The 21,128-nt window shown below is 50.9% G+C and carries 17 protein-coding genes and 1 pseudogene; 5 read left to right on the top strand and 13 right to left on the bottom strand.

The features are described 5' to 3' along the window. Positions 1 to 27 precede the first annotated feature (27 nt). Positions 28 to 1,407, top strand: coding sequence for a UDP-N-acetylmuramate--L-alanine ligase (gene murC, locus KP626_RS08325; RefSeq protein ID WP_395976638.1), 1,380 nt, complete (start codon positions 28 to 30; stop codon positions 1,405 to 1,407). A gap of 87 nt (positions 1,408 to 1,494) precedes the next feature. Here the strand turns inward: murC and KP626_RS08320 are convergent, their stop codons facing one another. From KP626_RS08320 to tilS, 7 genes are all read right to left on the bottom strand, one after another. Next, complete coding sequence (locus KP626_RS08320; protein ID WP_395976636.1) at positions 1,495 to 2,982, bottom strand: cohesin domain-containing protein; 1,488 nt, start codon at positions 2,980 to 2,982, stop codon at positions 1,495 to 1,497. A gap of 28 nt (positions 2,983 to 3,010) precedes the next feature. Further along, a complete protein-coding gene (locus tag KP626_RS08315; protein ID WP_395976634.1) occupies positions 3,011 to 4,831 on the bottom strand; it encodes a dockerin type I domain-containing protein in 1,821 nt (606 codons plus the stop codon). A 218-nt stretch (positions 4,832 to 5,049) separates the two neighbouring features. Next, a complete protein-coding gene (locus KP626_RS08310; protein ID WP_395976632.1) occupies positions 5,050 to 6,075 on the bottom strand; it encodes a threonine aldolase family protein in 1,026 nt (341 codons plus the stop codon). Between the two features lie 73 nt (positions 6,076 to 6,148). Then, complete coding sequence (locus tag KP626_RS08305) at positions 6,149 to 7,108, bottom strand: ribose-phosphate diphosphokinase (protein WP_395976630.1); 960 nt, start codon at positions 7,106 to 7,108, stop codon at positions 6,149 to 6,151. A gap of 261 nt (positions 7,109 to 7,369) precedes the next feature. Further along, on the bottom strand, positions 7,370 to 9,265 hold the full coding sequence (gene ftsH / locus KP626_RS08300; protein ID WP_395978999.1) for an ATP-dependent zinc metalloprotease FtsH: 1,896 nt from the start codon (positions 9,263 to 9,265) through the stop codon (positions 7,370 to 7,372). Positions 9,266 to 9,363: 98 nt separating this feature from the next. After that, the gene (gene hpt, locus KP626_RS08295; RefSeq protein ID WP_395976628.1) at positions 9,364 to 9,912 is read right to left on the bottom strand and encodes a hypoxanthine phosphoribosyltransferase; all 549 of its coding nucleotides are present in this window, start codon (positions 9,910 to 9,912) and stop codon (positions 9,364 to 9,366) included. A 13-nt stretch (positions 9,913 to 9,925) separates the two neighbouring features. Continuing rightward, positions 9,926 to 11,176, bottom strand: a complete 1,251-nt coding sequence (gene tilS, locus KP626_RS08290) for a tRNA lysidine(34) synthetase TilS (protein WP_395976626.1) — start codon at positions 11,174 to 11,176, stop codon at positions 9,926 to 9,928. Positions 11,177 to 11,314: 138 nt separating this feature from the next. Between tilS and KP626_RS08285 the strand changes: the two genes are divergently transcribed. Further along, entirely contained in the window at positions 11,315 to 11,587 is a 273-nt protein-coding gene (locus KP626_RS08285; RefSeq protein WP_395976624.1) for a DUF6506 family protein, read from the top strand. A 40-nt stretch (positions 11,588 to 11,627) separates the two neighbouring features. On the opposite strand, the gene KP626_RS08280 is transcribed toward KP626_RS08285, so the two are convergent. From KP626_RS08280 to KP626_RS08255, 6 genes are all read right to left on the bottom strand, one after another. Continuing rightward, positions 11,628 to 13,658 (bottom strand): SpoIIE family protein phosphatase, encoded by a 2,031-nt coding sequence (locus KP626_RS08280; RefSeq protein WP_395976622.1) that lies wholly within the window; start codon positions 13,656 to 13,658, stop codon positions 11,628 to 11,630. A gap of 214 nt (positions 13,659 to 13,872) precedes the next feature. Continuing rightward, positions 13,873 to 14,160 carry a hypothetical protein gene (locus KP626_RS08275; protein WP_395976620.1) on the bottom strand — a complete coding sequence of 96 codons (288 nt, stop codon included), beginning with the start codon at positions 14,158 to 14,160 and terminating at the stop codon, positions 13,873 to 13,875. Positions 14,161 to 14,171: 11 nt separating this feature from the next. Next, positions 14,172 to 14,474 carry a hypothetical protein gene (locus KP626_RS08270; protein WP_395976618.1) on the bottom strand — a complete coding sequence of 101 codons (303 nt, stop codon included), beginning with the start codon at positions 14,472 to 14,474 and terminating at the stop codon, positions 14,172 to 14,174. A 10-nt stretch (positions 14,475 to 14,484) separates the two neighbouring features. Next, complete coding sequence (locus tag KP626_RS08265) at positions 14,485 to 15,546, bottom strand: GH25 family lysozyme (protein WP_395976616.1); 1,062 nt, start codon at positions 15,544 to 15,546, stop codon at positions 14,485 to 14,487. 55 nt (positions 15,547 to 15,601) lie between these two features. Further along, positions 15,602 to 17,419: a DUF859 family phage minor structural protein gene (locus tag KP626_RS08260; RefSeq protein ID WP_395976614.1), complete on the bottom strand. Its 1,818-nt coding sequence runs from the start codon at positions 17,417 to 17,419 to the stop codon at positions 15,602 to 15,604. 17 nt (positions 17,420 to 17,436) lie between these two features. Beyond that, positions 17,437 to 19,407: a hypothetical protein gene (locus KP626_RS08255; RefSeq protein WP_395976612.1), complete on the bottom strand. Its 1,971-nt coding sequence runs from the start codon at positions 19,405 to 19,407 to the stop codon at positions 17,437 to 17,439. Positions 19,408 to 19,670: 263 nt separating this feature from the next. Here KP626_RS08255 and KP626_RS08250 point away from each other — a divergent pair. The 3 genes and pseudogenes from KP626_RS08250 to KP626_RS08240 all read left to right on the top strand — a co-directional run. Beyond that, positions 19,671 to 20,624 (top strand): annotated as a pseudogene (locus KP626_RS08250) (recombinase family protein); the annotation flags it as partial. Continuing rightward, positions 20,521 to 20,769 carry a TnpV protein gene (locus KP626_RS08245; protein ID WP_395976610.1) on the top strand — a complete coding sequence of 83 codons (249 nt, stop codon included), beginning with the start codon at positions 20,521 to 20,523 and terminating at the stop codon, positions 20,767 to 20,769. The pseudogene KP626_RS08250 and the gene KP626_RS08245, both read left to right, overlap by 104 nt. A gap of 10 nt (positions 20,770 to 20,779) precedes the next feature. After that, a complete protein-coding gene (locus KP626_RS08240; RefSeq protein ID WP_395976608.1) occupies positions 20,780 to 21,070 on the top strand; it encodes a hypothetical protein in 291 nt (96 codons plus the stop codon). The last annotated feature ends 58 nt before the right edge of the window (positions 21,071 to 21,128 follow it).

Genomic DNA, 21,128 nt, shown 5'->3' with positions numbered 1-21,128 from the left:
TGACATCAGTAGATTGGAGAGATCGTTATGCCCAACATCTTTGATTACCAGGGAAAACGGGTGCATATCATCGGCATCTGCGGAGCCAGCCTCTGTGGGGTTGCGGATATCCTCAAGGAAAATGGTTTTACCGTCACCGGATCCGATATGAAAACCACCATCTTTACCCCCTACGTGGATCGTATCGGCGTGCCCTATACCATCGGCCACAGCGAAGAGAATGTGGCGGGAGCGGACTTTGTGGTTCACAGCGCTGCCGTTCCCGAAACCAACGTGGAATTGGCCTACGCTCGGGCTCATGGCATTCCGGTACTGGAGCGTTCCGAGTGCGTTGGTCAGATCTTTGACCGGTACCAAAACAGCATCAGCGTAGCAGGCTGCCATGGAAAGACCACCATCTCCTCCCTTTTGGGCCTCATGCTTCTGCGAGGTGGCATGGATCCCACTATCCATGTAGGCGGCGTGCTCCATTATCTGGAGGATAGCGGCACTCGGGTTGGCAACAGCGATATCATGGTGTTAGAATCCTGCGAATACATGAACAGCTTTTATCACTTTAAGCCCCATATCGCCGTTCTCAACAACGTGGATGACGACCATCTGGACTTTTTTAAGGACATGAGCGACGTCTATCATTCCTTTGCCACCTTTGTGGACGGCATGGATCCGGATGGCGTCATCTTTGGCTGTATTGACGATCCCCAGGTGGTTAAGCTCATGGAGCAGTCCGGCCGAAAGACGGTTTCCTTCGGCCTCTCCGGTGGGGATTATACCGCCAAGGATATTGAATACGATGAGGTTGGCTGCGCTGCCTTCACCCCTGTTCGCCGAGGGGAGGCTTTGCCCCGGGTCAAGATCCATCTGCCGGGGGATTACAACGTGGCCAATGCTTTGGGCGCTCTTGCCGTAGCCGACTATCTGGGCTGCAGCTATGACGCCATCACCCAGTCCCTGGAGGAATACGAAGCCGCCGAGCGGCGGTTTGAGTTCCATGGCGAGCTGGATGGCGTAAAGGTGTACCACGATTTTGCCCATCATCCCAGCGCTGTCAAAGCCTGCATGCGGGCCGCCAAGATGTTCCATTACAATAAATTATGGGCCGTTTTCCAATGCAACTCCTACTCCCGGGCCTACAAACTCTTCGACCGGTTTGTGGAAGCTTTTGACCCTGCCGATACCGTCATCATATCGGAGATTTTCCCGGGACGGGAAACCGATACCGGGCTGGTCAACGGCCAGCAAATGGCCGATGCCATCACCGCTCGGGGAGGCGAGGGCATCTATATCCCGGATTTTACCGATATCGGGAAATACCTACAGGCCCATTGGCATCCTGGAGATATGGTTCTCATGGTGGGTTCCGGGGATATCAACGCTCATGTATGGAAGATCCTGAAAAAGTATTGATTTTAAAAAAACGCTTGGTACATCCAAGCGTTTTTTTATTCAAAAACAAAAAAAGCCTGCGGCAGACCGCAGGCTTTTTTACTATAGTCAGCTATCCCGCCTTCTGGGATAGATATGGGGTGTATCGTCATTCTCATCCGCTTCTGAAGCGGGCATGGATTCCTCTACTGGAACCGGTCCTTCAATGGACTGATCCTCCGCTGGAAGCTCAGCTTGATCCATAGGCACAGGTTCATCATCCAACCAGTCCTGATGCCGGGGATTCTGTCCGCCTTTGGGCCCCTTAGGCGGTTTTCCTCCCTTATGGTTGCGCACCGCAAGAAGGATCACCGCAACCAGCAAAATCAAGCAAAGGGCAGCCAGCGCAATGAATACCAGGCGCAAGGTAGGATCCCCAAAGATCTTCCCAAACAGGCCTTCTCCTTGTTCGGGCTCCGGGGTGGGCGTGGGGGCTGGCGATATTTCAGCCACCTCGCCGGCATACCGCTGAATGGTCTTTTCTACCGCATCATACTGATAGAAGCCGGTTTCTCCCTTGGCATTCATGGCGTATATCAAATAGAACTCCGGGGTGGCGGCGCTGGGTGCAGCGCTGGCATCGGGGGAAGCGGAGGCCTCAGGGCTGGCGGCGGGACTGGCCGTGACGCTAGCGCTCTGTTTTACCATTGCCCAGGCGGGAACGCTCAGGCTTTCACTTACAACCAAGGTGGTTTCTTCATATCCAGCCGGCACCGCTAAGGTATCGGGCAAGGGCAGGATGATATAGCTCCCCGAGGCGCTAACCGAAAGCTGCATGAGCTTGGTGAAAGCATCGGCGGTTTCATCGTAGAGGTAGTAAGCGCCGTTTTCCCCTTTATCATCCGACAACCAGAGGAACACCAAGCCGCTTTCTCCCAACCCCGCCTCAATCTTCTCGTCGTGATAGGTGTATTCGTTGGCAGAATATCCCTCAGGAAGGGCAACGGTTACGTTTTTCAGGCTGCGCCACAGATAAAGGGTCTGCCCGTCTACCGTTACCGGAATCGCCGTCTCGATATCGGTGGGTTCCGGCGTGGGCGTAGGGGTCGGCGTGGTGTTTGGATTATTGGTAGGACGCACCGTGGGCTTTGCCGTAGGCTTTACCGTAGGGGTGACTTTCGCATTTACAGTTACTCGTCCGCTACCGGATGCTGGCCCAATTTCCGCCTCATCGAAGGAAAGAAACGTGTTAGTGCGTGCAGATACCGTCGCGCTTCCAGCCTTTAGCGCCTTAAAAGTAAGGGTAAAGGAGAAGGAACTTTGGCTGTCATTGCTGGCTACAGCTACCAAATGGACGGACCCGCCGCCTCCTGACGCATTGGTCCCGCTCACAAACTGCAACACGCTGGAATCATAGCTTACATAGGCATCCACGGTACCGACCGACGTTCCCCCGCCGCTAAAGGTAACCGTCACATTGACGTTGTTTCCCTCGGTAACCGTAGCCGAAGAAACCGAACCACTGGCCGCCAGGGCGGTAGGCAGGGCCAAAGAAAACATCATAACCAGTGCCAGCATAAAAATGCCAAGCCGGGTGGATCTTCTGGATATGCTCATGGTGATCCTTACTCCTTAAATCGCTAGATTATTTTTGTGTGATGGTACTGCTCCCCAGGATATGCTTTTGTATGCGCAGAAGGTCTAGAACATCTACGGTTCCATTCCTGGATACATCCGCCGCCTTCAGGTAGCTGCCCTCCAACTTTATCGTGCCCAAGATCTGCTTTTGTACACGCAGGAGATCCAGCACCGTAATGACGCCATCGCCGCTAGCATCCCCATAGATGACGATTCCATACTCCTTTTGTAGGTCTCCATTGGAATTCCACACCTGGAGGCGATCTCCCGTCACCACTTTACCGCTGGTCTTCTCATTTCCGCTGGCATCAAACAAGTGCATGACGCCGCCCTCCATTACCACCTTGATGCCTCCGGTCAGAGTTGAAACCTCGGTTCCTTCGGCAACCCCAGTGATGATCCCATCGCCGCTGATGAGATAGGTCTCGCTGGCAATGATGGAGTCGGTTACCAGGTTGCTGCTGGGCACATACTGGCTGCTAGCCGGATTCTCCACCGCATTCTCCGGCATATTGAGATATACCGGAATCCGGAAGGCAAAAGGCTGGCTGGTAAAGCTACTTCCAAAACTGTTTTTCAGTTTAGTACCCGTAGTGTTTGCTTCAGATGTAGGCGCCATAACATTGGTCATATATTGATGATCGTAATAACTCGGTCCAACAACATCAAATTTTTGCAAATAGAGCGTGTCCTGTCCAATCGCGATATAATTCTTACCCAAGAAACGGATTCCACCATCCAGCGCTTTATAAGGATCCGTCCATCCAGCATTCTTGGCGTAGATCGCTCCGTTCTCATTCGCCCCATGTTCATCAGTAGTATAAGCGCCAATATTAAAGAAATTGTAGATCCCCAAATAACCCGAAACAGCGCCCCAGCCCAGAGGGCTAACACCACTTGGCCCCATCTCCTGACGAATGCGGGCAGCCACGTGATAGGGATTCACGTTGTTCTTCTTAGATAAATCAAAAATTGCCTGCTGAAAAGTGGTGGTTCCACCAGAATAGCTGAACTGTCCACCCTCATATTTATAAAATTTCCCATCTATGGTCGTGCTATAGCTACCGTCCATAAAAGTATTCTTCAGCATATATCCTAGATTAGAAGCACTATGAACATTGCTTTCAAAAGTCAGCTTCTCCATCTGAAAAATATGGATATCATCTAAAAAATTACGGGGATCCAAATAATACGCTACCAAATCCTTAGACGCTTTATACCACCCTGTATCATATTTAACCAACTCACCGGTTCCATCCACATTGGTGGTATCGATATATTTACTGCCATAATTTAAATAATCGGGATGCACCACATTAATGCCGCCATTGGTCTCGGCCGCCAACACATCCGTCCACTGAAGTCCAGTATGAAACGCTTCAAACTTCCAGTTGGGATAAATCGCATGAAGCACCCTAAGGTTGTCCCAGTAGCTACGGGGGAACCCCTGGCTCTGTAGATATTGATCAAAGGCCGGATCGGCTTCCACCGTGGTAACACAAGCAAGCAAATCCTCCCGAATCCAGCCGTAAGGAGCCGCATCCGCAGAAAGAGCGATCTGATACCAGGTCCAACTTCCATTTACCTTTTCACTTTTTACATATACCAAACGGGCATTGCTCAGCGTACCCACACGATCATAGTTTGTCCCAGGACCAGAGCGGATGTTCACCGGGGTATCCGTCACCTGGATCAATCCCACCTTATAACCAGCAGCCTCGGCGGTAAAGCCCTCCAGCTGGAGCAGCGCCGGTACAGCCAAAAGCGCCACGCAGAGAAGGAATCCACAGATCCGCATCCCAATTTGTTGCATCACTTTTTTCTTCAACCTAAACTCTCCCCCAAATAAATGGTTTTAAGCCCATTTCAAACTTATTTTGTAATAATTTTGAAATAAAAGGCGGCTAAATATCATTGTTTTGTAACATTATACTGTCACATTCTGTCGAGTGTCAAGTATATACTCCCACAAGTGACAGTGCAAGCCCCATATTTTTGGAAGAACTGTGACCCGGATACATAAAAATGTAAAAAGTAACAAAACGGTTAGAGTGCGTCTGCCAGTACCTCCGCCATCTCTTGGGTAGTAGCCCAGGAGGTACAGAATCGAACTGCCCGGGCGTCTGCGCCCACAGGACCTTGGTCAGAATAGGCAAAGTCCCTTTTTAGCCGCTCCAGCAGAACATTGGGAAGGATGGGGAAAAGCTGGTTGGTGGCCGGCGGCACCAAAAAGGGGTACCCCTTCTCCCAGCAGGCGTCTCGGATGATCTTGGCCATCCGATTGCCGTGGCGGCCAATCTCATAGTAAAGCCCATCGGTAAACAACGTCTCAAATTGAAGCCCTAACAAGCGCCCCTTTGCCAGCATACCGCCATGACGCTTTATAAGATATCGGAAGTCCTCCTGCAGCTCTCGCCGAGGGATCACCACCGCCTCCCCCATAAGGGCGCCCAGCTTGGTGCCCCCAATATAGAATACATCGCAGAGCTGGGCAAGATCGGGCAGGTCCACATCGGCGGTCTCGGCAGTCAATCCAAATCCCAGACGTGCGCCATCCAGGAACAGATAGAGTCCATAGGTATCGCAAACCCGTCGAATAGCAAGAAGCTCCGCTCGGCTGTACAGGGTCCCCAACTCGGTAGGATGGGACAGGTACACCATCTTAGGCTGTACGATATGCTCATAGCTGTCATCCTCCCTCTGGGCACGAACCGCCTCTTCGATTTGTTCCGCGGTGATCTTCCCCTCCCGACTTGGCAGGGTTAATACCTTATGGCCAGTTGCCTCCACCGCTCCCGTTTCGTGGGTGTTGATGTGCCCCAGATCCGAGCTTAGCACCCCTTGATGGGGGCGAAGCGCCGCCGAGATCACCGTAAAATTGGTCTGTGTTCCTCCCACGAGAAAATGGACCGCTGCTTCCGGGGCGTTGCAAGCCCGACGAATCAGTTCTGCGGCATGGCCACAGTATGCATCGGTACCGTAACCCGGCGTTTGAACCAGATTGGTTTCCATCAACCGTTCCATGATCCTGGGATGGGCTCCTTCGGTGTAGTCGCTGTTAAACCGCAACATTGCACTTCCTCCTATCTAGAAAAAGACGGAACCCGGGAGCGCTTTCCCGGGTCCCATCCTGTACTATAAAAAGTTAGTTGTCGTCGCTAAGAATCCTGCTCTGTTCCATCTCCATGGTCATCTGCTCCACCAGCCGAGTGGGCACCCGTTTAAAGATGATGCTGATGCTCTGCCGGTTATGGATGCACATGGCAGCTTCGGCAAACAAGGGGGCAACCGATACAATCTTGATCTTATCGGATTGATTGACGAAGGGATTCTCTACCGAGTCGGTGGAGACCACAAACTCCAGAGGGCTGTTTTCGATGGCCGCAATACCCTTCTCCCGACACAGGATGTGGCTAAGGCCGGCAAATACCCGGCGGGCACCATGGGCCTTAACAGCGTTGGCAATTTCCACCAGAGTGCCGCCAGAGATGGTAAAATCGTCTACGATAAAGCAATCCTTGCCTTCCACGTTACCGATGACTTCCAGCACCTTGGCGTTTTCATTGTGGTCAAAACGGGTCTTGTCCCCAATGGCCACCCCGACGCCCAGATAATCGGCGTATTCCCGGGCATGCTTGGCAAAGCCGGCATCCGGGGATACCACCACTAGATTACTAAGATCACAAACGGTCTTGATGTATTCACACAGAAGAGGCATAGCCTCCAGGTGATCCATGGGGGTTTTGAAGAAGCCCTGCACCTGGGCGGCGTGAAGGTCCATCATCACGGTCCGATCCACACCGGCGCACTCGATCATATCGGCGCAGACCCGCGCACGCAGGGATACCCGGGGCTCGTCCTTCTTATCGCCCTTGGCATATCCAAAGTAGGGAATGATCGCGGTAACGGAGTTGGCGCTGGCCCGCTTAAATGCATCGATCCAGAAGAGAATTTCCACCAACTCGTTGTTGGGATTCATGCCGATGGGCTGAACCAGATAAACGTCCTTATCCCGTACGGTTTCCCGGATTCGAACAAAGATATTGCCGTCCGAAAAAGTGATGACCTCGCTGTTGCCCAGCTCTACTCCGAGATAATCACACATCCGCTTCGCGAAATTTTTACCGGAGGTTCCGGCAAAAATTCTGATGTCTCCACCTGTGTACATGGTTAATACGCACCCCCAAATAATTGACACTCACGTGTGTGTTCTATTGTAACATTCCCCCGATTGCTTATCAACCGGATTTCCAGGACGGTTGACGGTTTTTGCCGAATTGTTGGCGATCCTCTCGTTTTTTGAAACTGAGATAGAGAAATCGGAGAAACAAAAAAAGCCGTGGACTTAGTCCACGGCTTTTCGTCTTTATGCTTTCTCCTCGGGAGTCCCCTGAGAAGGCTCCTCCAGCGCGGCAGCCCCTGCCTGAGATTCCACCGCCTGGGGATGCAATCCCTCCATAATGCGGCGGAACTCCGCTCCATCAATTTTTTCTTTTTCCAATAGGACGGCTGCTATGGCGTCCAACTCGTCCCGATGCTGGATAAGAGTATCCTTGGCCCGGTCATAGGCGGTATCCAGGATGGATTTGATCTCTTTGTCAATGAGAGTGGAGAGCGTCTCGGAATAGTTCTGGGTGTGGCCATAATCCTTACCCAGGAACACCTCTCCCCCGCCGCCCAAGTAAATGTTGCCTACGGCATCGCTCATGCCATATTCCACCACCATGCTGCGGGCAATGTTGCTGGCATTTTGTAGGTCGGAGTAAGCGCCGGTGGAAATCTCCCCGATGACGGTCTCCTCAGCAGCGCGTCCACCCAGGGACATGGCGATCTGATCCAGTAGCTTGTTGCGGGTAACGTATTTGGTTTCCTCCCCTGGCAACAGCATGGTATATCCGCCCGCTCCCTTGCCGGTGGGGATAATACTCACTTCATGGACATCGTCGCAGTTGGGCATATTGTAGGCCACCACGGCATGACCCGCCTCGTGATAGGCCACCAGCTTTTTGTCCTTCTCGGTAATCACGCTACTCTTCTTCTCGGGCCCCACAGCCACTCGATTGATGGCGGTCAGCACCTCTGCCATATGGATCTCGTTGTCGTTCTTCCTTGCAGCTAAAATAGCGGCCTCGTTGAGCACATTTTCCAGATCGGCACCGGTGTAATAGGGGGTGCGCTTGGCCACCACCTTCAGATCCACATCGTCGGCCAAAGGCTTGCCCCGAGCGTGAACTTTCAAAATCTCTTCCCGGCCCTTAACATCTGGATAATTCACCGTCACCTGCCGGTCAAAGCGGCCGGGCCGCAGGAGCGCAGGATCCAGAATATCCGGGCGGTTGGTGGCGGCTAGGATGATAATACCCTCATTGACCGAGAAGCCATCCATCTCCACCAGCAGCTGGTTTAAGGTTTGCTCCCGCTCATCATGTCCGCCGCCCAGCCCCGCTCCACGATGGCGGCCCACAGCGTCGATCTCATCGATGAACACAATACACGGGGCATTCTTCTTGGCGTTTTCAAAGAGGTCCCGCACCCGGCTGGCGCCTACGCCCACGAACATCTCCACAAAATCCGATCCGCTGATGCTGTAAAACGGTACGCCGGCCTCTCCCGCTACCGCGCGGGCCAAAAGGGTCTTTCCCGTGCCGGGAGGGCCTACCAACAACACGCCCTTGGGAATCCGAGCTCCCAAGCCTGTAAATTTTCCGGGATTCTTAAGAAAATCCACAATCTCCTTCAGCTCATCCTTTTCCTCGTCAGCGCCGGCAACATCCGCAAAGGTCTTGCGGTTCTTATCATCTGCAGGAGCCATCCGGGCTTTGCTCTTGCCAAAGGACATCACCTTGCCGCCTCCCTGGCTCTGCTGGGACATCATATACCAGAAGAAGCCAATCATCGCCACCGAGATCAAAAGATAGGGCAGCACCGACATGAACCAACTAGGCTCAGGGGTAGGCCGGTATTTAACCGCAATGGACAGAAGCTCTGGGTTAGCGTCCGTCAGAGCCTTCATATCCTCATTGAAAATCTCAATGCTAGGAATATAAGTGGTATAGTCGTATTGGGAAGGGAAGCTCTTCTCCTGGATCTCGGTTCCCTTTTTCAAGGCAACCAGATCGTTATCGGTGATATCGATGCTGAGAATTTCTCCAGCCTCCACCTTGGACATAAACTCGTTGTAATTCAGCTCTTTACTGGCGGCATCGCCTGGGCTCATCAGCCTGGCAAACAAATAGATGAGCAAAAACAGCATCAGATACATGCCGGGGCCGCGCAAGACTTTTTTCAATCGTCCGATCCTCCTAGGGGTCAATGCAATTTAGTAGGTTATTATATCATATTTCCCAATATATAACAATCTTATTTGGCGGATTCTCCACCATAGACGGATTCATCCAATACCATAATATCGGGCAGATTCCGATACCGGCCATCGTAATCCAGTCCATAGCCCACCACAAACGCATCCGGGATGGTAAAACAGCTATAATCCACCTCGATGTCGGCCTGGCGGCGCTCCTTCTTATCCAGCAAACAGCAGATTTTTAAGGAAGCCGGGCGGCGCGCTAAAAAGAACTCCTTCAAAGTTTTAAGGGTTAGACCGCTGTCCACGATATCCTCTACCAAAATCACGTGCTTATTCTCCACATCGTGTTCCACGTCCTTGTTAATCTTTACGTTTCCGCTGGTGGTAGTCCCGGCACCATAGCTGCTAGCGGAGATAAAATCAATTTCGCAGGGGAGATCCAGATTCCGCACCAAATCCGCACAGAAGATAAAGGCTCCCTTTAAAATACATACCACCAAAATCTCCTTGCCCTGGTAATCCTTATGGATACGGTATGCAATGCCCTTTACTGCATTGTCTATCTCATCCTTTGTCAAAAGCGTCTCTTTGTATTCGCTCACGTCAAAATCCCCCTCAATCTTTTATCACGCCACCCGTGAACTTGGGGAAGCACCCATCCAATTCCATGCTGTACCACACATGCTGGACCGCCAATACCCGATTCCCCCGGACGATAACGCCAAGGGCATCCCGGATACATCGCGGCACACCCTGTTCTTTCAGCAGATGGGAAAGGCGCTTTCCTCCAGGCAGAACATCCCCCGGGCGCCGAGTTCGCAGCAATGCATCCCGGCAGGAATCCGGCGTCCAAACCTCTAGGCTTAGACCGTTCAGCCGGCCATAGCCACTGGCCAACCCGGCGGTTTCTTGGGTCGTAAAGGGACGGTAAATCTGTACCTCTCCCTTTTGGTCCACAAAAATCCCCTGGCCAATATCCGTACGCTTCCCTTGGTCAATGGCCTCCATTCCCAGTATAAGAGCTCGTTCGGTCACATTCCAAGCTCCCAGGTCCTCCAAACAAAGCCGTAGAATCCGTTTTTCAAGGCTAGGCTGATCCGGCATTCCAGACAGGACATGGCATACGCCGGGCAAGGAGTAGCGTCTAACCTTTAGAAAGGCATTCTTAGCCTGCTCCATCAAAAAGGCTTCGTCTTCCCCTGCGGCCCGGGCAGTTTTGCACAACGTTTTTATTATTGCAGGATTGTAGCCGGTTTGCAATATAGGAATCAGTTCTTTTCGAATTCGATTTCTGGTATATGTGAGATCTGCATTGGTTTCATCCTCTCGGTAAGGCAGATGGTGTGTCTCTACATACCGCAAAATCTCTTCCCGTTCCACATGCAGCAGCGGCCGGGCGATATACCCTCGCACGGGTTCCATTCCTCTTAACCCCCGGACACCGCTTCCCCGCAGCAAGTGCATCAGCACCGTCTCCGCCTGATCCCCGGCATGATGGGCGGTTACAATCCATTGACAGTCCAAGGTCGCCCTAGTGCGCTCTAAAAAATCATAGCGCAGGTCTCTAGCCGTCTCTTCTATTGTACGCCCACAACGTTCCTGTTCCACATCTCCCCGGCCGCAAGTTAGGGGAATCTCCCAATCCTGACACAGGGTATCCACCAGATCCTGATCCCCATCGGCAGAAGCGCGAATCCCGTGATGAAAGTGGGCGGCATAAAGAGAAAATCCCATCTCTCTGCGCAGGGTACACAGGCAGTGGAGCAGCGCTACGGAATCCATCCCCCCGGACACTGCGCACAAAATCCCCTGGTTTGGGATCCCAATTCCCAGCCGCTTCATAGTCTGCATCAGTGCTTCTCTCACCGTAAGCCCCCCTTTGGGATAGGTTTATTCTACCCGTTGTAAAGATTTTTGACAACGGCGGAAAGGAGGAAATCACAGCAAAACTCCACTGTCCTTAAAGGCAAAGATACGCTACAATAACGAAAAGGAGGAAGAAGCATGTCAAAACAATTTCGCTTTGCTTTTATCGTTATGAGTCGCGGGTTCGACCCTTCTCAAAACCACGCCATGATGGAGGTGGACTCCTGCAAAGCCGTATTGGTGGGAGTGGCTCGCTTAGACCAGGCATGTGCCGCTGCACAACATCTGATTTCAACTGGTGAAGTGGATCGAATCGAGTTATGCGGCGCATTTGGAGAAGCCGGCGCAAAAGCGGTGCAAGAAGCGGTAGGGAAGGATATTTCTGTAAGCTACATCGTGCCCTTGCAATAGCATAAAATTTAAGGGGGAGCATAAATCATGCTCCCCCTAGTCATACAACGGATTTGACCTTAATCACCGCTACCGTCATATCGTCCGCCTGATGCCCTGCTATGGACTTCGCCTCTTTTAATATTCGCTGGGACATCAGATCTACCGATGGATCCTGCTGATGAATTCCAAGCATCCATTGACCCAACTCGCGATTGCTTGTGAAGCAATCCGAAATCCCATCGGAAACCATCACCACATAGTCCCCTACCTCCACCTCGCGCCGTGCATAAAAGGGGGTGGCCTTGGATACCGCGCCCATGGGCAGGGATTTTCCGCTGATCCAATGGGCATGAGCCTGTCGCAGTATGAACGTGGCTGGCGCGCTCATTTTAATAATTTCACAGCTTTTACCGGCAAGATCAAATACCACCATATCCCCGGTAGAAAAAACATCCCGGTTTCGGCTGGCCATAATGCTATTCACCATTTTTATCATGGGCTTTGCGCCTAGCCCCGCCCGCTGAAACGCCAGAAGCAGTTGTGCCGCCGTACTGCTCTCCTCTTTTGCCGCTTTCCCGCTTCCCATTCCGTCACACAGGATTGCGGCGGTCTTCGCGGGCCCCACGTCTGCAATCAAAAAGGTATCCCCACTCTGTCGCATGCCCGGTTTGGTGGAGCACGCGGTAGAAACCTCCAGGGCAATACGGGGACCAGGGGCATACTGCAGCACGCAGGATTCCTGCTGTCCGCTTCGACAGGGACGTTGGGCCAAAATATAATCCTGCCCCATAGCGCGGCTGATATATCTTCGGATCACTTTAACACAATCCCTTTTCCCGCCGCATCCGCGGCAAGTAACGGTAACCGTTAAGCGGTCGAAAGGATCTTTTGCTGCGGATACTGGGCAATCCCCGTATCCGCCGTCCGCCAGCTCCGCCTCCACTCGTTTGATAGTGTTTTGTAAAGGAATGGTCTCCCGCATAGCCATATGGTTGAGGGAAACCGCCAATGCGCCCATCTGCTGCGACGCGATTTGTGCGCTTTCGTTTCCCTTTTCCATGGCCTTTGCGCCTAAAAATATGGCTTTGGCCAGGTTTCCGATTTCCCGCCTGCCTCTTTCATCCGAAGCTGATTGCGTCGGATGGCGCTCACGATCCTTGGGACGGTCCATCACACGGGATATCACACCAACGATCTGACGAGGCACCAGAAACAGTCCCGCTCCCGCCAGCGTTTGCTCCATGATCGGCAATAAAATTTCCCCGGTATCCTGGACAAATAATAGAAACACAGCGCTGGAAAGAGAAAACCCAACCACCACGGAAAGTTTTCCCATCTCTCGGCACATGCCTGCACAAAGTCCACAGATGGCTAGGCCACCTATAATCAACGGCGAATACCCCACCATGGCCGCACAGCCACCAAAAGCAATGCCCACAACGCCGCCTGCGATGGGTCCTCGAAAATATGCCAGCAGAAGCACCATCAAACAACAGGCTGTCCGGTCTAGATAAACGCCCAACAGGGTGATGTTCTGCAAAAACAGTATGCTGGTGCATACCAGCGCCATCAAGCAATATTGCTCCCCTTCATAAAGCCGCCGACGCCGTAAAGCCTTTTGTAGCGCACCAAAAGCCATCCCGTAGATGGGGCCAAATACACCAATTAGCATCAGATCGATGATACCAAGCAGGATCGTATACAGAGTTCCGTCTGAAAATATCACTAGAGCAATTGCGCCAAAGACTAACGGCAATATCCTAGCCAGCGACGCATAGTTTGTTTGAATCCAGTCCAACCGCAACGCCTGAAGGGCCAGCCAAGCCGTCAGCACACCGCCGAGAACAGGGGGAAAAGAAGGGCACAATAGGATGCCGCCCAAGATGCTTCCGATGGCTCCCATCCAGTCCCATCTTTTTTTCAAACAAAATCCATAGAGCAGTGCAGGACATACGGGGGAAAGTCCATAAACCAACGTAACCCGAGCAGCAAGAAAGCATCCAATCAACGCTGCCATATCCATGGGATGAACGGCCGTCAAAATCTCCTGTAACCGAAATCGATCCGCAAAGCTTTGTATCCGCTGCATATCATCACCGAATTTCTCATAGAATACTAGGTGTGGATATTGTAGCAACGGCAGAAGGAGAAAATCGTCGGCCCACGCGGCGCAGGAAAACGCATAACCCTGCAAACAAAACATGAAATCCTATAATTGATACAAAATAAGACGTAAAAAATACCGTAACTTAACTTGCGTTAGAATAAACAGCCATCGATTTCTGTCGAAGAACCTACATGTTTTATGCGCTTTTTCCTTTCAGCTCCTGGAGCTTGGATAGCAAATCATGGAGAAAATTGCTTCCACGGCTTACCAAAATGCCAGTACAAAGGCTTCCGAGCCAATAAGGCCCCATTATCAATCCCACAGCGGAAAATAGATTTGCTCCGCACAATACCGATAGGAAAACCGCAACCGTCAAGCATCCCATGCGATCCCATGAAAACTCACCCTTTTGCCAGCACATCTTTAATGTTTCCCATATTGCCTCCACCAGCAGTGCCAAAATGATAATCTGTACAAGGTCCATTTTAAATCCCCCTATCTGCTTAAGAGATACTCCTGCAATTTTGCTTTTGCGTCCTCCAATTTTTTCACATCGTTTCCCGTGATTTCATGATGCAATAAGGCCAGCATGCACCCTCCCATTACCCGGTTATATTCATCGATATCATCCAGCCGATGCTGGTCCCGATCCAATAACTCCCCATGTCGCGTAACCGATTGCCGCATTTTGCGATAAGGGTTCAGCCAACGCATAAGAACCGCTGTCCCACCCCCAATGGTGGCAATCCCTCCCATGATGGCCAAGATCGCATGAAACGCAACTCCTATTCCATCCATTTTCCACCTCCTATACCAAATCAAGATGATTAAGGGCAAGAGCCGCAGTCACCGTCTGGCCCTTGCCAATGACCGCCCGATCCCCTTTGATCTGGATCACATCGTACACCCCGGTATACACCGCGCTGGAAAGGGTTCGCCCCTTATCGTAGTCCTTGGCCCCTTGCTTCACCCGCACCTTGCTTCCAACGCCAATAGCGGAAGTCGCCTCCTGCCCAGCGCCAGGAATTCGGATCACCTGTCCTACATGGATCAGATTTGGATTGGCTATCCCGTTATAAGCCGCAAGGGCTTGGTAGGTGGTGCCATACCTAGCCGCAATGCCGGACAGGGTGTCCCCCCTTACCACGGTATAAGTTCTTTCCACAGGAACAGGAGCCGGTTCCGGCGTTGGAGCTGGGCTAGCCGAACCAGATATTCCATTTAGCCCATTGTTTTTAATGATGCTGGGATAGTCCTTGTAGGCAAGGTCTATATCCACCCGACCGGACACCCCGGCAATGCTGCCGTTGCTGCTGGTCTGGTGAAGCCCACAGGGATAGTGAGGCGTCACGTCAAACCCCTGGTTGTTGTTCCCCCAATCCGCCAGCCACACGTCGTAGGGGGCCATCCTATCCCGAATAAACCAATTCTTATAGAAGTCTTGGTTGGTGTAGCAAACCACATACCAACCTGCTTTCTCCAAGGTTTCCAGAAAAGCCACCGTCTGCTCCGTCACCGTATGGGACGTAGGCGCATATCCACATTGCTTGGCATAGCGGATGCTGTCCCCTTCGTAGTCAGAGGACAGGGGATAGCTGATCCTGCCCTTATATGGAGCGATCACCTCCAGGAAAGCCCTCGCCTCCTTTCTGGCTTCCTCCACAGTACGGTAATAATTCATCCAATAACAGCCCACATCCAGGCCCGCCGCCAGCGCCCCATCCATGTGCCGCCTAAACCAGGGATCCTCCTGGGCCGCCGTATTGCCCATACCCGCCCGAATCATAGCAAACTTAATTCCAGCAGACCTCACCTGTGTCCAATCCACAGCGCCGTTGTACTTACTTACATCAATTCCTTTTACTGCCATCAATATTCCTCCTCATTCCATGATAAAAGGCGGGGATTCCCCCGCCCTTACTGCTCTATTTCCATTTACCTACTATGTATCCAGTCACATATGCATCTGAATTGGTCTCTGTCTCATAACCAGACATAAGGCGATAGCCAACAGATACGGAGTACATCCATAGGTTTGCCACGGTAAATACTCGCCCACTGTTGAATGCTGATATATTTACATGCGTAACGGATGTAAACAATCCAACCGGATAATACAAATACATAGTATTTGTATAGTATTGGTACACCGCTAGGTTCGATATTTGTACGGCTCCTATTGTCTCTTTCGTCCAGCATTCGATGATTCCAGAAGCCCACTTCCGATATGTCCATCCGTCCGTTACCCCGTTGTCTACAATGTAATCTAGTGTACTTCCGTTCACTGCAAAACCGGTTGCAGCATTGACCACCCCTTCCGGTAATCCTTCCGGCATCATCTGCCCCACGGAAATGCCGTCCTGGGTCATATGCATTGTGGGAATACCCCGGTCCACGAGGGATTGGCCTGATCCGGAAACCGGAACGGCATCTGTGATTTCCAGCAATACATCAAAAGATGAGGTAATCGTGAACCCATCCACCCCTAGGTCGCCGGATATCGTATCATTGAATTGCCATGAATCCTCATTGATGGTCAAGGCTATGGCGATTGGATCAGAATACTCCTGGGCCGTTGTCAGCTTATATCGGTACTGCGCCGATAGGGTGTTTGTTACCAAGCCAAAGGATTTGTTGTCCCAGACGCCCTGGGCCTGTAACGAAACGGCACTATCCACGCTGTTTGCCCTTTGTGTGGTAATACTAGATACCCTGGGTGGGCTATACGGAATCAGTGTACCAAGTTTGGTTACAATGGTCTGATTTCCCCGGCTGTCCACTGCTGCTACGGAGATGCTTCCACTCTCCGCCTTTGGAATTTCCAGCTTTATCTCTCCCGTTTCGTCCCAAGGCGCCTCCACACTGGCATTCCCTACAGACGCTATATATTTCACCATTGAGGCTCCTGTATTAGATATCGCCCTGTCCTCTTTCGAAATGGTAACGGTGACAGTAGACTCACCGCTGAGTATCTTACTGGCATCTCCTGTCAGGTCTTCCCTGGACGCAGCAAAAGTAAAGCTTGAGAATACCGGCAGCGACCGGCTTGGGTCAATCCTCATCGTGCCGTATACTGTTTTACGGCCTACCTCAACTCCGCCACTATATGTGACGCATACCAACCCGTATGAACCGGTATTGCTGTTAGGTAGTGACGCATACAGAGCTTCTACGTCGGCTGTAGAAAAGATAAAGGTTCCACTGGTTGCAACTCCTCGTAATACCGGAGTTAGATCCCCGGCATAAAGGTACAGGTCATGGGTAAAAGAAGCGGATGCTCGAGAAATATCAATCGTCAGCGCCTCCCCCACCGTCAATACCAGACTACTGGGCGTACTCGCCCTGGGTATACTGGGCAGCGTAACGCCAAAGCTCTGCCACTCCCCACCCAAATTCGCTCCCGGTATGCTGATCTTTCCCCATACGTTCAGCCACTTGTTTCCGGACACATCATGGGAAATCGTAATCGTTCTGGTGAACAAACAGATGCCATTTCCAGTACTATACACGATTTTCTGACTGGGACTTACCGCCTGGGTATACTGAACCCCATCCGCTTCCATATAACAGGTGCCGGTACCATAAGTGGTATACCCCGTATTGGTTCTGCGATAATATAGGTTTACCGTGATGCTGCTAGTATTGCTCTCAATGCTCTGGCTATTGAGAAGCACCTCGATGCGCATCTTGATATATTGGTTACTGGTAGGGAGGTCTCCGCTCAAATAGGTCCGTATTGCCATCCCTCTCTCCTCCTTTCTTAGTCATTAATTGTGAACATCACGCCATCGCATATAGGGATAACCCGCAAGGCTTTTGCTGATGATTTTTCCTGTTGTACCGTTAACTGCTCTCGTACAACCGTAGGGCCAAATTGCGCGGTGTCTTTATCCAAATATGCAATCCGCTTATGGGTATCAGTATTTACGATCTCAAACTGCGTATTATCCACATGTGCCTTAAAAGCCTCCCCTTGACGTTCCCATGTCGCGCCCCGGTCATCTACCACCATAATGGATGTAACAATCTCATTAGGATGCTGCTGCCACACAGAAACCCCCAGGCCTTCTATTACAATTAAATCCGCAAGATCCAAGCGGCATCCAGATGCACCTACCGTAACATCTCCTCCGTTGTTCTGCGCGATAAGTACTCCTTTCTCTTCCAGCCAGCTCTCCGATGCCTGCAGTATGATCTCACGCCCAGCTAGATTTACATAGTGTGATCCATTGGACATCGCAGTAAGCCGATACTTAAAATAGTAAGCATAGGTTTTTCCAGCAACCATTCGAACGGATTGAGATACAGTATCATGGATTCGTTTCCCTTCCTCATCCAAGTGCGTTAGGCCATCACCCACGCTAATATACCCGCCAGCCGTTGTTTCACTGGACACATCAATAATCCCGGAAGCCTCTCCTTGCACCATCCAATCCTGAAGTCCCACCCTGCCGGACGTTCCCTTTAATAGGTTGCTACCCCCACTAATGCTCATAGCCAGCTTAATCTCCTCAGCAGTTTGGGTGATAAGTGTTGCGTTGGTTTGGGCCAGGTCCATAGCTGCATCGGCGCGATCACTAACTACACCGGCCATTTGTGCAAGAGATTGGATCTCCCCTGTAGCTTTGTTCACGATAATCTCCGTACGCCGTACTCGTTCTTCCACTTTCGGGATATATTGATAGGATACCGTAGATTTTGTAATGCTAGGGGCAGCCAAAATACTATTAACACCGCCAGGTGAACAATACTCCATACGCAGTATCCTACTAGAATGAAGAGTACCATCTATGGTCATAACCGTGATTGGATCGCCACAATTCAAAAGCGGATTTGCCATACCCTTGCTTTCAAAAGGCAAATAAGAAAAACCATTAACCTGTTCAAACAACGCCTGGATAAATATTTGCCGTTTATCCTGATTGTAGGCAAAAGGATTGTCCTCAATCACCAAAAGGCTTTGTCGGCTTTCCCCAGTCTTGCTTCTTTGAATTCTATCAGCAGTTGGCCCAGTCTCCTGTTCTGCCGTCCACGTAACATTTTCTCCTTCTACTTGACTATTTCGTAGCACAACGGTATCGATGGGGTCGGTCGGCTGTCTCAATTCCAGCGTCTCATAGAGGTAGGGCGTAAGAACCGCCGGGTTCTGCACATCGTCTCCCATATTTTCCAGTGTAAAAACCAGTTCATCGCCTATCACTTGAGCAAACATACCGTTGATCTGCCCAATTGCTTTGATCACTTCTCTACAGGTTTGTCCATCGGTAAATTGATTGCTATCAATTGGCTTTTCTCCATTGGGCAATATGAGATTTTCATGTAACGCTACGCCGCATAGTTGACAGCATTCCTCCAATACCTGCAGCAGAGTTGGTTTTTTCTCGCCGTCATAGTCAAGCTGGGATACGTAAGGGATGTTGAATCGCAACATCGTATCCAACGCAGTAACCGAGGTTAGCTTTGTGGTATCCCCTCTTTCCACATCAATACTAATAAACGTTCCAAGGGATGTGTACACCATTTCCCTGTCGATCATAAAACCACAGAGATAGGAAAATTCCTGATTCTCCATCTCCACATCCGCATCGATCTCGAAGGTCAGCTTTTTGGCTACCGCCGTGCCCACGATGTTACCATCCACAAAACAATCTTTAATTAGCCTAACATTTGTAATGTTGTATTCTCTGGAGCCCAACAATATCTTGTCCGCCTGTGTGTTAAAATCAAACATCGGTGATCACCCCAATTTGCCGAAGTGTAATACTGTAATCATCGTAGATTCGTTTATCCATATCCCCGCTAGGCAGACTCGATACCAGAGTCAAGCCGCTGTGTTCCACCAGAAACGATCCTTTCCGGTATTTCTGATGCTTGGGCGACCAAAATGAGAAATTTCCCTCCACACAATCCAGCTGATCCAAATATGCTTTAAGGGTGCTTTCCTCCAAACGGAAAAGAAGTTTTAGGATATATATTGCAAGCAGTCCATTGAATATGGCTGCGAATAAAAGACGGAAAGGAGGTCAGAAAGTGCCTAAAATCAGGGATTTTGATAGAGTTACAGCCCTCTATGAAAGGCTGTCCAAGGATGATGAGCAGCAGGGCGAATCGAACTCGATACTGAATCAAAAGAGATTTCTCGAAGATTTTGCCCGCAAAAGCGGTATGACGAACATCAAGCATTTTACCGATGACGGTTACACAGGGCGTAACTTCAACCGTCCCGGATTTCAGGTAATGCTTGCAGAAGCTGAAGCCGGAAAAATCGGCACGATTATCGTCAAGGATATGAGCCGTTTCGGCAGAAACTATCTTGAAGTTGGCTTTTATACCGAGATTCTGTTTCCCAAGAAGCAGATACGCTTTATCGCAATCAATAACAGCGTGGACAGCGACAAACCGCAGGATAACGACTTTACCCCGTTCCTCAACATAATGAACGAGTGGTATGCCAAGGACACCAGCAACAAGATAAAGTCCATCTTTCTGTCCCGTATGAGCGATGGCAAACGCTGCTCCGGCAGCATTCCCTACGGCTACAATCGACTGCCCGAAGATAAACAGACCTTAGTGGTCGATCCTGTTGCTTCTCAGGTGGTAAAACACATCTTTGAGCTTGCGGCAGAGGGCTTGACACCTCCGGCAATCGCAAGACAGCTAACGGAGGAAAAGGTGCTGATTCCATCGGCATACACCCTCCAATATCACCCCGAACAATGCAACCGAAAAGCGGAGTACGGCTGCACAAGCTGGAACGCAAACACGGTAAGAGAGATTTTAAGCCGACAGGAATATCTCGGTCATACTGTGCTGAGAAAGACCATCGGAACGAATTTTAAGACCGATGAACGCCGCTTTGCCACCGATGAGGAACGCCTTGTGTTTGAGGACACCCACGAGCCTATCGTTGACGGCGCGCTTTGGGAGCAGGCGCACAGAAGCAATGTTTTCTCGGCTGGTAAAGCAGCTTTCCGAAAAAGAGGGCGTTACGGAAGCCCTTAAAGCGGAAAATCAAATGCTGTGGGTGCAGAGGATGAACAATCTGCGAAACACTGCTGCGGAAATCGTTTCAAGCGAACTTATCTACTGTTAGGAGTGTGGCTATGAATGTCAAGCTGGACGATTATGAGGTGCGGGTGCTGATAAACGGCTTAATACAGCAGCACAGGAGCTATGACGCAGAAACCAACGGTCAGATTGACTCACTCGCCCTTCGCCTGTGTGACATTGCAGAAGCAATGAAGCCGGGACGAAAGAAGAAAATCCCCTTTGAGCCGGTAGAAATCAGAGTAATTTGTCAGTGCCTTATGGAGTGGCGAAATCGAGAGATACAGGCAGAAAGACACGGTGCGGTGGATGCCTTAAACGAACTGTTGATACAGTTTACCAGCTAAAGAGAAAAGTCGCTGTCGCAGACGGCGGCTTTTCCTTTTCGGGTAGTATTCAAGAAGT

Source organism: Christensenella sp. MSJ-20 (assembly GCF_044357945.1).
GTDB lineage: Bacteria > Bacillota > Clostridia > Christensenellales > QAND01 > QAND01.
Note: the sequence above shows the minus strand (reverse complement) of the source record. Positions and strands in the feature narration are given on the sequence as shown.